Here is a 15,380-nt window from a genome sequence, read left to right as displayed (position 1 = left end):
GTGAACTGTCTTAATACAAGTGCGATCGCTCGATATTTAATGAGGTAAATAGTACTCCGCTTTGAAAAGACGGAGTACTGTTAGCTAACGCCAGCTTTTATTTTCCAAATTTCTGATCTGGCGTTCGAGGCGATCTATTCTGCCTCTCAACTCGTCTAATTCTGATTGTCGAGGAACGCCTAAATCCTGTAACATATTTTTGACCTGTCTTTCAGCTTGCTGCTGCATATCGCCAGAATCAGATCTAAATTGGCTCATCAAATCGTCAACCATAGACTTGGCTTGCTCGGAGTTAATTTTTCCATCTCTGACCCATTCTTCGCTAACTTCACGAATCTTTTCGGCAACCAGAGAAGTCGTACCAATACCAACCATCAATAGCTGTTTCAACCAATCGTTATTTTCCATATTAATTTCCTCAAATTTATTTACTATGTTACTGCGACCTAAGAATAGTCACAGCATACCTACGTCTGTTAGGCATAGGCTTTTAAAACAATTTCGAGAACCAACTCTCTACCTACTGTGACTGACGGTTAAGCATACAAAAATATTATTATCAATTTTTTATTTATATGGTTATTGAATGGCTTAAGTTTAGAGTAGCATCAGATGCCAGAGAAAAATTTATTCAGCAAGATGAAGCAATTTGGACGGCAGCACTAAAAAGTCGTTCTGGTTTTATCGGCAAAGAAGTTTGGCTCGATCCGAGTAAAGCCAGTGAAGTTATTTTTGTAATTCGCTGGCAAAGTCGCCAACAGTGGAAATCTATTCCTATGGATTTTCTGGCAGCTACGGAACGTGAATTTATCCAGGCTATGGGAAAAACTAAGTATAAAATGATAGAAAGCAAAGAATTTCAAATCCGCAAATTTTCCCGTTTAGACATAGAAAAGTAGCTTTGGTTGTTTTATGGCTCACTGTCCTCGCTGCGATCGCGCTATTGATTCTCAAGCAATAGAATGCCCTCACTGTCACGAACGGCTTAAAGCTTTCGGACATCCAGGGATTCCCCTGCACCGAGCTACAGAAACCGAGTTTTTATGCGATCGCTGCGTCTATCATCATGACGATACCTGTAATTTTCCCCAACGCCCCAACGCCAAAACCTGTACTTTGTTTCGCGATCGCTCTTTGCCTATAGTTGAAGAAACCGCGCCTCCAGCTATAAGTAGTTGGCAATCGTTTAAAAACTGGTGCGCTCGCCATCGTGCTTTGGTAATAGTTGCCGTAATTGCTCTGTTTAGTGTTTTACTAACTTTACTGTCAGCTTAAGCGAGTAACGATTGCAAATCTGACTTGCACTCTCCCTTGCTCCCCTGCCTTCCAAACTAGTTGCTACTATGGTTTACTGTCCTGTTTTTCCGTTGCTCGTACCAGATTATGGTCTAGAGACTTATCGTAAATAGGTAAATCGAACCAAAAAGTAGTTCCTTTTCCAACCTCGCTTGTAAGATGAACCTGACTGTTGTGTTTTTCAATAATATTGCGGACGATAGAAAGTCCCAGTCCCGTTCCTTCTAAAGTATGAACGCGATTTTCAACTCTAAAAAATCGCTCGAAAATAGCTTCTTTGTCCTCGGGAGAAATACCAATTCCCGTATCGATTACTTCTACTCTTACCTGTTGTGGTTGAGTGGGAATTACGGTGTCGGGTTCGACAGGGTATGCCCGAATAGTTACTTTACCACCTGCATGAGTAAATTTAAGACTATTGCCAACCAAGTTAGTCAACACCTGTAATAACAAATCGTAATGCCCTAAAACAGTGGGTAAATTTGGCGCAATTTCCCGTTCGATTCTAATTCCCTTATCTTTGGCATTAAGCTGATAAGTTCTAAGAGTTTGTTCGATTGGTTGGGTCAGATCTACTTCACCAAGTTTATAAGTTTTTGAAGATTCTAAGCGAGATAGATCTAAAACATCATTGACCAAACGGCTGAGGCGATCGGTTTCGTGATTTGCCGTTGCTAAAAATTCTCGCTTTTGTTCTTCGGTTAAATCCTCACCGTATTCAAACAGAGTTTCGATAAAAGATTTGATATTAAATAAAGGCGTTCTCAATTCATGAGAAACATTGCTAATAAATTGACTTTTAGCTTCGTTGAGTTCTACTTCGCGGGTAATATCTTGAATGGTCATGGCAATTCCTTTGATATTTTCCCGTTCGCTATCGACAACTCGTCTGAGTAAAACTCTAACAGTTCTTTCTACTGGTTGCGCGATCGTAATGCGAAATTCATCTTGAGGAATTAGATGTTCGCTATTACCAATCGTTAAACTATGTTCATGAGTCTGAACCTCCGATTCGCTTTCGTTCTTGTTAGCAATAATTTGATATAGAGGCTTAGTTAGTTTGATAGTAAGTTCTGAGGGTAGATGATGGAGTATATTTTCACCGATCGCATTTTCTTTCCAGTCAAAGAGCCTTCTAGCAGTAGGATTGACCAAAATAATCTTCATATTGGTGTCGATGAGAACCGCACCGTCAGCGATGGTAGTTACTAGCGTTTCTAATTTGGCTTTTTCGGCAGTTAATTCTTCAATATTTTGTTCTTCGTATTTTTCCAGACGTTCTGCCATGAAGTTAAAGCTAGCGATCAATTCGCCTAATTCTCCTCTAAGTGGCAAATCGATGCGCTGTTTGAAGTTTTTGGCGGCAATGTTTCTCACACCGACTAGTAGTTCTTTAATCGGTCTGGTAATCATCAAAGCATTAAAGACATTGCCTAAAATTACCATCGCCCAGATGGTAATAAATACCGAAATTGTGACATCTCTAGTCAGGTTGGAAGAAGCGACTATTGTAGGATTGGGATTGATGCCGACAGCTAAAACTCCCAAGTATTTATTTTCTTGTCTTAAAGGAACGAATACGTCAGTAACTTCCCCATTAGGAGTATCGTGCTGGCGAATAAATGGCAGTTCGCTATTTTCAGCATAATCGTCTGGTAATTGAATTTGTCGCTTAATTGTCAGAGAATTTTGTACCTCAGCCTGAGAATAGGGAATACCAAAAAAGATATTACCATCGCGATCGGCATAAATTAGATAGCGTACGCTGGAAGTACTGAGGAAAAAACGACTGGAAAAACGAGCTAAACCACTAAGATCGTCTTCAGCAATAAAAGGAGTAGCATTAGCCGCCAGCAACAATCCCAAATCGCTACCAAAACGAGTGTCGTGAATTCTGGCATCCTGTTGAATTGTATTTACCGTCCAGAAAGTAAGACCACTCATCACCAAGGAAACTACTAAGGTAGCTGCTGCCATGAGTTTGGTCTGGAGAGTGAATTCCGACCACCAAAGGGCAATAATTTCTTTAAGCTTGGTAATAAGAGTCAGCAAAATACTCCGCGTAAATAATTAATAAATGTTAAGTTGCTTGCAATTATAGTCTATCAATTAGTACGGAAGTAATCGATGAATTTTATAGTTTGAGACGATGACCGATATCGCGACGATAATACATAGCTTCAAATTGAATAGTCGCTACCGTACCGTATGCCAGCGAGATTGCTTCTGAGTGGTTGTTTCCCAGGGCGGTAACTCCTAAAACCCTGCCACCATCGGTTATAAGGCGATCGCCCTGTAATTTGGTTCCTGCATGAAAAATTGTCACTCCCGATTCGCTATTGGTTTTTAGTCCAGAAATTTCATATCCTTTTTGATAGCTGTCGGGATAGCCGCCAGAAGCTATGACCACACAAACTGAAGCTTTATCATTCCAGGTTATGGGCGGTTGCGCTGCCAATCTCTGTTCTACGCAAGCAAACAATAATTTCTCCAGAGGCGTTGCCAACAAAGGTAAAACTACTTGAGTTTCAGGATCGCCAAAGCGACAGTTAAATTCGATTACTTTAGGATTGCCTTGGGGTGTAATCATCAAACCAGCATAAATTACACCTCGATAATCGATACCCCGTTTGTTTAGAGCTTTGAGAATGGGTTGCAAAATTTCCTGTTGAATTCGCTGCTGCAAGCTATCATCTACTAGAGGCAGTGGCGCGTAAGCTCCCATACCGCCAGTATTTTTTCCCGTATCTTTTTCGCCAATACGTTTGTGATCCTGAGCGGGTATTAACGGGCGAATAGTTTTACCATCGGTAAGTGCCAAAACCGAAACTTCTTCCCCTGCTAGAAATTCTTCAATTACCAACTGAGTAAAATTTTGCGCGAATAAACCGTCGATCGCCGCGATCGCTTCTGAAACTGTAGCAGCGACAATTACTCCTTTACCTGCTGCCAAACCATCGACTTTGATTACTATCGGCGCACCTTGTCGTTCGACATATTCCCTAGCAGCAGCAGCATCAGTAAAAGTATGGGCTTGGGCAGTAGGAATATTTTCTGACTGCATTAACTCTTTTGCCCAGGACTTACTCGACTCTAGCCTCGCTCCTGCCTGAGTAGGACCGAATACGGGAATCTGCTGCTGCTGTAAATAATCAGTAATACCCATAGCTAGAGGTACTTCAGGTCCTACTACTACCAGAGAAATATCATTGGCTTTTACCGCACTAGCTATTCCTTGAAAATCATCGACGGCTACAGCTAAATTTTGACAATTTTTCAGTGTGGCGGTACCGCCATTACCTGGAGCGCAAAATACTCTTTCGACATTGGACGAGCGCAATAATGTCCATGCCAGGGCGTGTTCTCTACCACCGTTACCTACTACTAAAATTTTCATTGACAAGCGACTTACAAACAACCAACTATCAACTATATAACTAATAGGGGAGCAAACGTTAATCGATCGCCATCGCTGCATTTTTTGTCTGAGTTAATATTTTATCGATGGAGATTTAATTAAAAGCTTGCAACTTCTCGAACAGTTGGGTTACTTTTGTTAGATCTTTATCACCAGGCGATCGCTCCACACCACTAGAAAGATCGATTCCGTCAGGATTCAAACGTGACAAAGGGTCTAAAATATTTTCTGGGGTTAAACCTCCTGCCAGCAGCCAAGGTAGCTCGGGATTAAATTGCTCTAAGTCCTCCCAATCGAGAGTTTTTCCCGTACCGCCTAACATTTGAGGGTCATAAGCATCTAACAAAATAGTATCTATCCGATGGAGATAGGGTTTGAGCTCGGCTAAAATTGCGGCAGTTTTGATTCTAAAAGCTTTAATTAATTCGATTTCTGAAGGCAGAATTTGACGCAGGCGATCGCAATATTCTGGAGTCTCATGACCGTGAAGCTGCACACTGGTCAACTTAGCAGTAAGTACCGTCTGCAAAATGGTTTCTGAAGCGGTATTGGCAAATACGCCAATTTTATCTACGTCGGGTGGCAAAGTTTCCACTATTGCTTTAATTTGTTGCGGTCTAACGTATCTAGGCGATCGCTCCACACAAATAAACCCTAAAGCAGTCGCACCTAATGCAGCGATCGCTTTTCCTTGTTGCGCTTGAGTAATGCCACAAATTTTAACTCGCACGATTAAAATCTATCTTACTGTTAATTATTTAAAAGAAACGAAGTTGTTTGCCCAAAGATTTTTATAATCTCTATAAACTAAACCACATAAAGTATAAACAATTCAAGGAAACAATATTTATATGCTATCTACTTTAGTCTTCGCGGCTCAGACAACTCCTGCAACTATTGATTGGAATCCTTCGGTAGCCATCGTGATGATTATGTGCAATTTAATTGCGATCGCCATTGGACGGTATGCGATTCAAAAACCAGGTCAAGGTCCAGATTTACCCGTCCCCCAACCAGAAATGTGGGATAAGTTTGGCGTTCCCGAACTGTTGGCAACTACTAGCTTAGGACATATTATTGGTGCTGGCGTGATTTTAGGATTGGGTAACGCTGGAGTTCTTTAGAAAGTAAATTTTGAGAACCGAGAGCGAATGATTATATCCGCTCTATCAGTTGGTAGTTAACACTATACTACAAACAGAACAGTGTTCTTTAGCTTTGTCTCCGTAGCCTGGCTGCGGAGTTTATCTAGCTATTGTCGATTTTCAAAAGAATGCGGCTCAGAGTGTTGTTCGTACAGCACCGAGAAAGGTGCAGCAGTGATACCATGAACGATAACAGAACCCATAACAATCAGACTAGTAAAGTACCATATCAGATCTATACCAGTTTCATGTGCGGCCAGGTTAGCGTAGAAAATTGCTGCAACGCCAATCGGACCAAACCAACCCATAAAGAGGGCATCTTTATATCCTTGAGTATGGGGAATAAAGCGATTGAGAAGCAAGAAAGCTGGAAGGCGACGCAGCAACAAAATTGCTACCACCAGAGCTAATCCTTGCCAACCGATAGATAGCCATTCTTGCCACGGTAAAAACAAACCAAACAGAGTAAAGGTTACTGTAGTAGTAATCAGATCGAAGGCATCTTGGACATTTTCTTCTTGTAAGCGATCTGACGCTTTGATAACCAGGTCAAAACCCACCCCTGCCATAAAGACAGCTAAAATGCCGTCACTGCCAATTAATTTAATTCCCCCTAAAACAATCAAAGTCAAAGCAACCACGTACGCTAAAAAAGACTGTTTGTCCATCGTTTTCTTGCGCTGTCCCCATTGCAAAAATTTGGCTGCCAGATAACCAATAAGTAAGCCAAAAATTATCGCTGCTCCCACATCCCAAAGCAAAGTAACAGTAAGCCAATGAACGATAGGATTGGGATGAGATGGAATAAGAATAAGCAGGGGTAAAAAAACAAAGGGATAGGCTAAACCATCATTCAATCCAGACTCAGCAGCCAGGAGATTGCGAACTCTTGAAGGAAGGTGCTTTTCGGCAAATTTACCAGTAACGATGGTTGAGGCTAAAACTGGGTCGGTGGGGGCGATCGCTGCACCCATGAGGAGCGCGACCCAAAGATCTACCCCCAGAAACCAATATATTAGTAAGCTACTGACTGCCCACATTGCCAGCATTAAAGGACCGAGCAAAATCGCCAAACTACGCCAGCGATGCAAGGGATAAGCTTTTTCCAAACGGAGAGCAGTAGAAACAAGCTGAATCGCGATTGCCAGACGAGTGATTTCTTCAAAAATTAGTTCTCTGGTTGCCCATTGTTGGGGATTAAAAATATTAAAAATGGGTCCCAAAACGATTCCCAAACAGACAGCGAGAATAGGAGCAGAAAGATAAAGTCGCTCTTTAATATAGCGAGACAGCAATCCGTAAAGGAACAGAATCCCTCCCAAACCTAACAGAGCGATATTAAACTTTGTTGGGTCGAGAGACTGAGCCATAACTTTGTAAATGTCAAAACCAAAATATTATCAGACTTATTATCAAATTTATTACGCGATCGCTTCATCTTTCAGAAGATAGAAGGGTAAATAGATTACAGCCAGAAAAAAAATTACTAGCGCGGTAATTTATCACTCAGGCTAGATTCAAGTAATGGTGCTATGGAACGAAACTTTAGCCTAGATTGCGATCGCTCGTTACAGTGAACTATTTCCTATTAAAATAGAATTGGTTCGCTTCCAGATGTAGAAGCAATTGTCATCGAATCAGCAGAAACAGTTGCCGTGATTAAGAAAGAAACTAAACTATAGAAGGACTGAAGGATTCTTCGGCAAAGATACAGAACGAGTTAGTTTTATGTTAGACATTTAGTAGTGAAGATCGCTCTATTTAATGAAGTAACTCGGTTCGGGTCATTAAAAATAGCTTTGAGATATCAGACCGAGACTTTGAATATTCGATTGTTTAAACCTTTGCAGTTTAGGGTGCTGCTTCTAGTTTTTCTCGGTTTAGCGATCGCACCAAGCTTATAGGAAACTCCTGCCTGCTGATTCTGGCAGCATAGTTGGCGGACAAATATGCTCGAAAATCTTGGCGCTCGCTAATATAGGTCTTAAAAAAAGCCAAACTTAGTTGTTTGAGATAATTTTGAGCGATGCGAGGACTCGGACCAATAGCTCTTTGTGGTACGGGAATACTGCCAGAAGACTCATTGAGTACCGAAAAATGGGTTCCTCCTTTAAGTAAAGCCAAATATTTTTGCTCTGTAGTCAGCCAGGTAAAGGGCATGATTTGTTCTGCTAATGCTGGAGTAACAGGATCGGCACTACCAGACATCAACATGACGGGAATTTCTATCTCGCTCATGCCAGCTTGACCAAAAACTGCACTAACTAAAGGATTGATCGCTATTGCTGCGACAATTCTGCGATCGCGCAGTTGGTATTCTCGACGGGGTAATTCTAATGCCAAACACTGCAAGAGCAATGAGATATTGAAAGTATCTTCGAGATTGCTGCACTCACTTCGCAGATTGTCAAAATTTAACTCGGCACCTGCTAAAGCTAAAGCGGTATAGGCTCCAAATGATTGTCCGATAATTCCTACCTGCTGAGTATTTAGCTGTTGAGAGTAGTTGGCTTCGAGTTCGTCTAGCAAAAATTTAATGTCCAAAGGGCGATCGACTAATTCACGAGGTGGAGTGACATCATTGGCAAAACCTTCTAACAAATCCTGAATTTGACTGGAGTTACTACCTGGATGTTCGGGGACGGCAACTGCAAAACCACGAGCGGCTAAATATTTGGCTAAATAGGCAAAGGTAGTGCGATCGCTGCCCAAACCATGAGAAATAACAATTAGGGGAGTTTTACCCTCAGTTTGAGGTAAATAGAGATCGACAGGGAAAGTTCGTTTGCGTTGGCGATCGCGCAAAGTTAACAGTTGTTGGCGATAGGAAAAGTCATTAGAGCTTATGGGTAAAAGGTTAGAAGCGGCAAGATTTTCATTTCTTTCTGCACTCGCCTCTCGTTCGACAGCAGCGAAAGCTCTTTCGCTTTTTTGAATGATTTCACTAATACTGCCAACAATGGCAAACCCCTGATTGGAATCAATGCGAATGCCTTGAGTGGGATATTTTTTAAGTACGTTAAGCAAAGTCAAACCTTCTCGTTCGTCGGCTGCGGCTAAAATTAATGCCGAACGCAAAGCATAAAAACCTGGTTGTCTTGCGGAAGTTTTGATAACCCTGCCAATTCTTTCGAGTATTTTTTCTCCCTGATAGGAATAGAGAAATTGCGCGATCGCTAAGGGACTTAGATCGGCTTTAGTGCTTAAAGCAGTTTTAAGTTGTTCTAACTGTGCTGGTTGGAGATAGCCAGCAAAAGTATTAAAATCGCTCTCGATCTTGCCTTCTTTGGCATAAATCTCTAAAGATTTTACCGATAAACTAAATTCTAGCGGTCCATAATCTAAATAAATGTTTTCCGCACTTATAGCTTTTGACGCTGGCAAAGCAGGAATACCCAAACAGCAGCCCAAATTAATTATCGCAACTGCTAATTTAAAACCCAATCGAGAACGCTTACTACTATTTATTCGAGCGGTAGAGCGATCGGCAATAACAGACGAAATTGGTGACATCAAACTTTTGTAGCGCAATTATTCTCTACCGTTCTAACATTTTCTCGACCCAATTCTAAATTAGTTAAAAACTGCGTCTACCCCCTTGTTAAAACCATTAGTTTTTTATAATAGCTTAAGGCTTAAAGCTTCAATTAAAATTCATAGCCAAAAGTTTCAATATCGATACTGAATGCCTCACTAACAAGCAGACGTGTTTCTGCAGTGTAGTAGTCACGATATTTGTCACGCTTGGTAGTGTTTACCTTTGGTAATTGCTGGCGAACTATGTCGAGGCGATCGCAGATTTTGTCGAAGTCTGACTGAAAGTGTTCGTACCGACCGATAAAATCTACTAATAATTTGCCATCGGCATAGAGAAAATCGTATTGCAACCTGACTTCTTCACTACAACGCCAGCGGATGTAGCGATCGAAATTTTCCATACTTTTGACCAAGGGAATGAGTGGATGCATAGTGTCGGGGCTTCTTAGCATATAGTAATATAACGACACCTGCCAGTCCCAGGGATTTCTGACAAAAGCGAACTTAAAATAATTATCGTAGCGATCTGCACCGATTAGCGTCCTGACCTTTTCGGCACTAAAGTGTTTGTGAGGACGTGCCAGCACTGGCATATCGCTATTAGTAACTTTTCTCGCCAATAATTTTAACCGACAGGTAAGATCGAAACGCCGATCGTATTTTTCCAACATCTTTTGAACGCTAGTACCGCCTGTTTTATAAATATGAATAAAGACAAATTTTTTGGAGTCTGAGACTAACATGGGCGATCGATGATTGGCATTATGTTGTAAATACTATACAGCTTCTACCTAAATAGTCTGGCAGAAATTTGTTTTACTTTTGCTTTTGGTTTTACAATGAGTTTTTTCCATATCTTGTCAACAGCCAAAATTGCTCTAGTCATACTATGAAACAACTCAAGGGAAGAGATTTACTAGCCACACCTGACTTGAACCAACAAGAAATAGAAGATGTGTTGCAGCTAGCCAAACAGCTAAAAAATGGTGAATTAAAGCCTCGCTGCGATAAAGTCCTGGGTTTATTATTTTATAAAGCTTCGACTCGTACTCGCGTTTCTTTTAGCGTGGCAATGTATCAGTTGGGCGGTCAAGTAATCGATCTCAACCCTAAAGTTACTCAAGTAGGACGAGGCGAACCAATTGAAGATACTGCCAGAGTATTAGACCGCTATTTAGATATTTTGGCGATTCGTACCTTTGCCCAACAAGATTTGCAAACCTTTGCCGAGTATGCTGCAATTCCTATTATTAACGCTCTGACCGACTTAGAACATCCCTGCCAAATTTTGGCAGATTTATTGACCGTACGAGAAAATTTTGGCTCTTTAAAGGGTTTGACTTTAACCTATGTCGGTGATGGTAACAACGTGGCTCATTCTTTACTTTTAGGCGGTGCTTTAACGGGTTTAAACGTAAGGATCGCCGCGCCTGAAGATTATCAGCCAAATTCAGAAATTGTTAGCCAAGCCAAACAATTAGCTACCAATTCAGAAATTGAAGTTCTAACAGATCCCATTGAAGCGGTAACGGGAGCGCAAATTGTCTATACAGACGTTTGGGCAAGTATGGGACAAGAAGATTTAGCCGATGCCAGAATGCCTATTTTTCAGCCATATCAGGTCAACGAAAAGCTGATGAGTCATGCCGACAAAGAAGCAATTGTGCTGCACTGCTTGCCCGCCCATCGTGGAGAAGAAATTACCGCCGAAGTCATGGAAGGAGCGCGATCGCGCATCTGGGATCAGGCAGAAAATCGCATGCACGCACAAAAGGCTTTGATTGCTGCTCTATTAGGATTGGAGGAATAATGGCGATCGGAAATGATACGGGCAAGGCATGCCTTGCCCCTGCTACTACTGCATTTCTCCTAAATTAAACAAAAAGGGAACGCTGCCGTTGGATTCGCCGCCCATTACTAAGACTTTGGGCATTTGCGAACCTCCCTGTCGCCAGGCTTCGATCGCTTCTTTTTGCAGTACTAGTTCGCCACCTTGTGCTTTGAGGGTTTCTGCCAGTAATCTTTGAGCCTCAGCGCGTCCTTTAGCGCGGTTGACATCTGCTTGAGCCTGTTGTTCTGCTTCCCTGGCAATATATACAGCTCGTCTGGCTTTTTGCTCGGCAATTTGTTTTTCCTCTACGGCTCTAGCAAATTCGGGAGAGAAGCTCAGATCGACTACGCTGGTATCGAGAACGGTAATGCCATACTTATCTAATCGCGAACCAAGGGCAATATCAAAATCTTCTTTAAGTTCGCTGCGTTTGGTAATTGCTTCTTCTACAGTTCTTCTAGCGGCAGCAATTTTAAATGATTCTTGAGTTTGGGGAGCAATAATTTTGGCAACAATATTTTGTAAGGTTCCCTGTTTGCGTCTAATTTCGACAATTTGAATTGGATCGAGACGAAAGTTAATCGCAAAGCGAGCTTTAAGATCTTGTAAATCTTTAGTAGAGCTTTCGGCAGGAACTTCAAATTTTTGAACGGTTATATCGTATATATCGACGTTAGAAACTAGGGGTGGTCGAAAATGAAGTCCTTCGAGTAATTCTCCATCTTGAGCTTTACCTAAAATACTCAGAACCCCTGCTTCACCTGGATTGATAATTACAAAGGAATTAAATGCTATGAGGATAATTAGAGCGGCAATAATACCACCTGCTAGTGGCTGCCAACTGGTAGACTGATTATTCATTCTTGTATATATTTAAAAAGTTTTCGTAATGCTTTGTTCGCGCACGATTTTGAAACTCCGTTATAAAATCACAGAGTATGCAACCTAGAAAGTTTATCGTATTTCAGAAATTAAAAGCGGGAATTATTTACCCAAACTTTTGCTAGCGTACTACAAAATTAACAGTTGACTTTAATCTAGTAAATAATAATGTCATTTAGCAACGAGGATTTAGCCTTTCTTCCCGCACTCAAACAAGCTCGATTAATTCGCGATCGCGCTATTTCGCCTTTGGAATTAACCGAATTATATTTATCCAGAATCGATAAATACAACCCCCAGCTAAACTGTTTTTATCATGTAGCAGCAGATTCAGCGATCGCCGATGCCCGACAAAAAACCGAATATCTGGCAAAGAGTAAAAGTAATAGCGATTTACCGCCTTTATTTGGTGTACCCACTGCTATTAAAGATCTGACCTCAGTTAAAGGTATGCCGACTACTTACGGAGTAGGAGCGATAAAAGATAATTTTGCTACCTATGACGATAACATTACCCTCAAGCTCAAACAGGCAGGCACAATTATTTTAGGCAAAACTGCAACTTCTCAACTTGGTTCTTTACCCTACACCGAACCAGAAGGATTTGCTCCCACTCGCAACCCCTGGAATTTAAACTATACACCAGGAGGTTCTAGCGGTGGTGCGGCGGCAGCAGTAGCGGCTGGCTTATGCTCTATCGCTCAAGGTGGCGATGCAGGAGGCTCAATTCGAGGTCCCGCTTTTTGCTGCAATCTGGTCGGACTCAAACCCAGTCGGGGCAGAGTTTCCTACGCGCCCGTTGGCGATCGCCAAAACGGTATTGCCAGTAGTGGAATGCTAGTGCGTACCGTAGCCGATGCCGCAGCTTTACTAGATACTATTTCTGGTTACGTGACGGGCGATCCCTATTGGTTGCCAAATCCCGAAACATCTTTTTTGGAGATGAGCGAACGAGAACTGCCTCAGTTACGCATTGCCTACGCCACCGAAATTTTACCCGTAGGAAAAGCGGCTGCTGAATGTCAACAAAGCCTTGACTCAACAATTCAAATCTTGGCTGAAATGGGTCATGAGATAGAACCCATATCCATAGACCTTAGCGAGTTGATTGAACCATTTAAGCGGATCTGGGCTGCTGGAGTAGCAGCAGCAGGAATTCCTGCCGAGATTTTGAGTCAGATCAATCGCTGGATTATGCAACAGGCTGGTACGGCAGGAGAATATTTACAGGCAGCAGGGCAGATGCAGGCGATCGCCAGAAACATAGTTAGTATTTGCGATCGCTACGATGCTCTAATAGTTCCTACTTATATGCACCCCGCCATTAAAGTTGGCGAATGGGCGCATTTAAATTCCGAAGAAACTTTAGAAAAAATTGTTAGCTGGATTCTACCCTGTCCTCCCTTTAATGCGACGGGACAGCCATCTATTAATATACCTGCTGGTTTCGATCGCAATGGCGTACCTTTAGGCGTACAGCTAGTAGGAAAACCTGCTGCTGAAGAGACAATTTTAGCACTTGCAGCCCAAATCGAAGCAGCTAAACCCTGGAGTCACTTTTGTCCAACAGGGTTTAAAGTTTCTGTGTAGTAGTAGAGGATAGGCGATCGCTGACTTGGGAAGAACGCAGAGCCTTGACTTCTTTGATTTACAGTTACATTAATCTCTATGACACTTTTCGACTCGATATAAATTGGCGACTGGCTATTAGTGCAGAAGCAGCATGATGAAACGGCTTCTATTGCTATGACAAATCTAATAGAAAAGCTAAAGCTGATATTTCATTGTAATACACAGCTAAACTGAAAAAAACAGTGATTTTGGAAAATTTACAATTGTAAGAGAGGTAATAATCGACAATATTTTAATATTTAAAAATTATTTATATGAATAGTAAACAAATTACTAAAGTTATTTCTGAAAAGTATCGGATTATTAAACTTCTAGGAGAAGGAGGAGTAGGAAAAACTTATGAAGCAGAAAACATAACTACTTCCGAAAAAGTGGCAATTAAAACAGTTTCTCTGCGCCAAACTAAAGATTGGAAAGTCTTAGAACTATTTGAAAGAGAAGCCAAAACCTTAGCCTCTCTCAATCATCCTGCCATACCCAAATATATTGAATACTTTCACGTTGACACTGCCGAAGATCGTTATTTCTATTTAGTAAGAGAGTTAGTTACGGGTGATTCATTATTCGATTTAGTGAAAAAAGGTAAACGCTTTAATGAGAGTGAAGTAAAGCAAATAGCTATTAAGGTTTTAGAAATACTTGACTATCTCCATCAACAAACACCACTCATAATTCATCGCGATATCAAGCCTCAAAACTTAATTAGGAGTACTGATGGAAAGTTATTTTTAGTTGATTTTGGTTCGGTACAAGAAATCTATCGTCAAACCCTCAGTGGTGGTAGCACTTTCGTTGGAACCTTGGGCTATATGCCTCCCGAACAGTTAAGAGGACAAACTAGCTTTGCTACCGACTTGTATAGTCTTGGTGCAACTCTACTGTTTTTATTGACCAAGCAAACTCCCGACAAGCTTCCGCAAAAAAAATTGAAACTCGATGTTCGTGCTTCAACTAAAGTTTCGGATAAATTTGCGAACTGGCTCGATAAGCTGTTAGAGCCTATTGTGGAAGAAAGATTTCAATCTGTAGCAGAAGCTTTAGAAGTTTTTTATAGTGAGAACAAATTTCCCCAGCCTGCTAATAGTCGAATTGTATTAACTAGAAACCAGAGTAAGATCGAGATAAAAATGCCTAACTCTGGATTTCAAGGCAGTATTTTAATACATTTATATACGCATGGTATATTTTCTTTGGCTGCCGTATTAACAGCGTTGTTTATATCTGCTGTCGTCAACTTAATAGCTTTTGCCACAAAATCATTGATATTTGCTACACTTGCTTCTTTGTCTTTAATTCCTTTTTGGAGATTTTTAATATATCCTTTAGGAATGTTTTTCTGGGGATTATTTGGTTATACAGAGATAGAAATCGATCGAGATAGATTTAAGCTTCGGAAAAGTATTTTCAAATTAGGAAAGCAAATTTATGGAAAAACAAATAAAATACAAAGTATAGAACAAGGATACACATCTTACGATGTAGATGATATAAATGACAACAAAAGCTATTGTTGCCATTTAAACGAAACTAGTAGAACGACGGAATTCGGTTATATGATTAGACCTGATGAGCAAAAATGGATAGTTAATGAAATTTCTGATTTTATTACCCAGATTAACTAGAGCTAAAATATTAGAAA

At 41.0% G+C, this 15,380-nt stretch carries 14 protein-coding genes; 6 read left to right on the top strand and 8 right to left on the bottom strand.

Features of this window, described 5'->3' with window-relative positions; all coding sequences use genetic code 11:
• Positions 1-84: 84 nt before the first annotated feature.
• Positions 85-414 (bottom strand): phasin family protein, encoded by a 330-nt coding sequence (locus tag KV40_RS13935; protein WP_256381128.1) that lies wholly within the window; start codon positions 412-414, stop codon positions 85-87.
• 161 nt (positions 415-575) lie between these two features.
• Between KV40_RS13935 and KV40_RS13930 the strand changes: the two genes are divergently transcribed.
• Together KV40_RS13930 and KV40_RS13925 are read left to right on the top strand one after the other, a co-directional pair.
• Complete coding sequence (locus tag KV40_RS13930; protein WP_036482457.1) at positions 576-899, top strand: TIGR03792 family protein; 324 nt, start codon at positions 576-578, stop codon at positions 897-899.
• Between the two features lie 13 nt (positions 900-912).
• Entirely contained in the window at positions 913-1,275 is a 363-nt protein-coding gene (locus KV40_RS13925; protein ID WP_036482453.1) for a hypothetical protein, read from the top strand.
• 66 nt (positions 1,276-1,341) lie between these two features.
• Here the strand turns inward: KV40_RS13925 and nblS are convergent, their stop codons facing one another.
• From nblS to KV40_RS13910, 3 genes are all read right to left on the bottom strand, one after another.
• Positions 1,342-3,273: a two-component system sensor histidine kinase NblS gene (gene nblS, locus KV40_RS13920; RefSeq protein WP_081942854.1), complete on the bottom strand. Its 1,932-nt coding sequence runs from the start codon at positions 3,271-3,273 to the stop codon at positions 1,342-1,344.
• 157 nt (positions 3,274-3,430) lie between these two features.
• Positions 3,431-4,693, bottom strand: coding sequence for a phosphoribosylamine--glycine ligase (gene purD, locus KV40_RS13915; protein WP_036482447.1), 1,263 nt, complete (start codon positions 4,691-4,693; stop codon positions 3,431-3,433).
• Between the two features lie 115 nt (positions 4,694-4,808).
• Entirely contained in the window at positions 4,809-5,444 is a 636-nt protein-coding gene (locus KV40_RS13910; RefSeq protein WP_036482443.1) for a phosphoribosylanthranilate isomerase, read from the bottom strand.
• A 121-nt stretch (positions 5,445-5,565) separates the two neighbouring features.
• Between KV40_RS13910 and psaK the strand changes: the two genes are divergently transcribed.
• Positions 5,566-5,838, top strand: coding sequence for a photosystem I reaction center subunit PsaK (gene psaK, locus KV40_RS13905; RefSeq protein WP_036482440.1), 273 nt, complete (start codon positions 5,566-5,568; stop codon positions 5,836-5,838).
• A 128-nt stretch (positions 5,839-5,966) separates the two neighbouring features.
• On the opposite strand, the gene KV40_RS13900 is transcribed toward psaK, so the two are convergent.
• From KV40_RS13900 to KV40_RS13890, 3 genes are all read right to left on the bottom strand, one after another.
• Complete coding sequence (locus tag KV40_RS13900; protein WP_036482437.1) at positions 5,967-7,229, bottom strand: cation:proton antiporter; 1,263 nt, start codon at positions 7,227-7,229, stop codon at positions 5,967-5,969.
• Between the two features lie 481 nt (positions 7,230-7,710).
• Positions 7,711-9,372, bottom strand: coding sequence for an alpha/beta hydrolase (locus KV40_RS13895; protein WP_081942846.1), 1,662 nt, complete (start codon positions 9,370-9,372; stop codon positions 7,711-7,713).
• 134 nt (positions 9,373-9,506) lie between these two features.
• Entirely contained in the window at positions 9,507-10,139 is a 633-nt protein-coding gene (locus KV40_RS13890; RefSeq protein ID WP_036482434.1) for a sulfotransferase family 2 domain-containing protein, read from the bottom strand.
• Positions 10,140-10,285: 146 nt separating this feature from the next.
• Between KV40_RS13890 and argF the strand changes: the two genes are divergently transcribed.
• Positions 10,286-11,206 (top strand): ornithine carbamoyltransferase, encoded by a 921-nt coding sequence (argF, locus tag KV40_RS13885; RefSeq protein WP_036482431.1) that lies wholly within the window; start codon positions 10,286-10,288, stop codon positions 11,204-11,206.
• A 45-nt stretch (positions 11,207-11,251) separates the two neighbouring features.
• On the opposite strand, the gene KV40_RS13880 is transcribed toward argF, so the two are convergent.
• Positions 11,252-12,088: a prohibitin family protein gene (locus KV40_RS13880; protein WP_036482429.1), complete on the bottom strand. Its 837-nt coding sequence runs from the start codon at positions 12,086-12,088 to the stop codon at positions 11,252-11,254.
• 189 nt (positions 12,089-12,277) lie between these two features.
• Here KV40_RS13880 and KV40_RS13875 point away from each other — a divergent pair, with 189 nt between their 5' ends.
• Both KV40_RS13875 and KV40_RS13870 read left to right on the top strand, forming a co-directional pair.
• The gene (locus KV40_RS13875; protein WP_036482426.1) at positions 12,278-13,699 is read left to right on the top strand and encodes an amidase; all 1,422 of its coding nucleotides are present in this window, start codon (positions 12,278-12,280) and stop codon (positions 13,697-13,699) included.
• Positions 13,700-13,995: 296 nt separating this feature from the next.
• Positions 13,996-15,363: a serine/threonine-protein kinase gene (locus KV40_RS13870; RefSeq protein ID WP_036482423.1), complete on the top strand. Its 1,368-nt coding sequence runs from the start codon at positions 13,996-13,998 to the stop codon at positions 15,361-15,363.
• Positions 15,364-15,380 lie beyond the last annotated feature (17 nt).

Source organism: Myxosarcina sp. GI1 (assembly GCF_000756305.1).
GTDB lineage: Bacteria > Cyanobacteriota > Cyanobacteriia > Cyanobacteriales > Xenococcaceae > Myxosarcina.
This window is presented reverse-complemented; position numbering and strand designations above follow the sequence as displayed.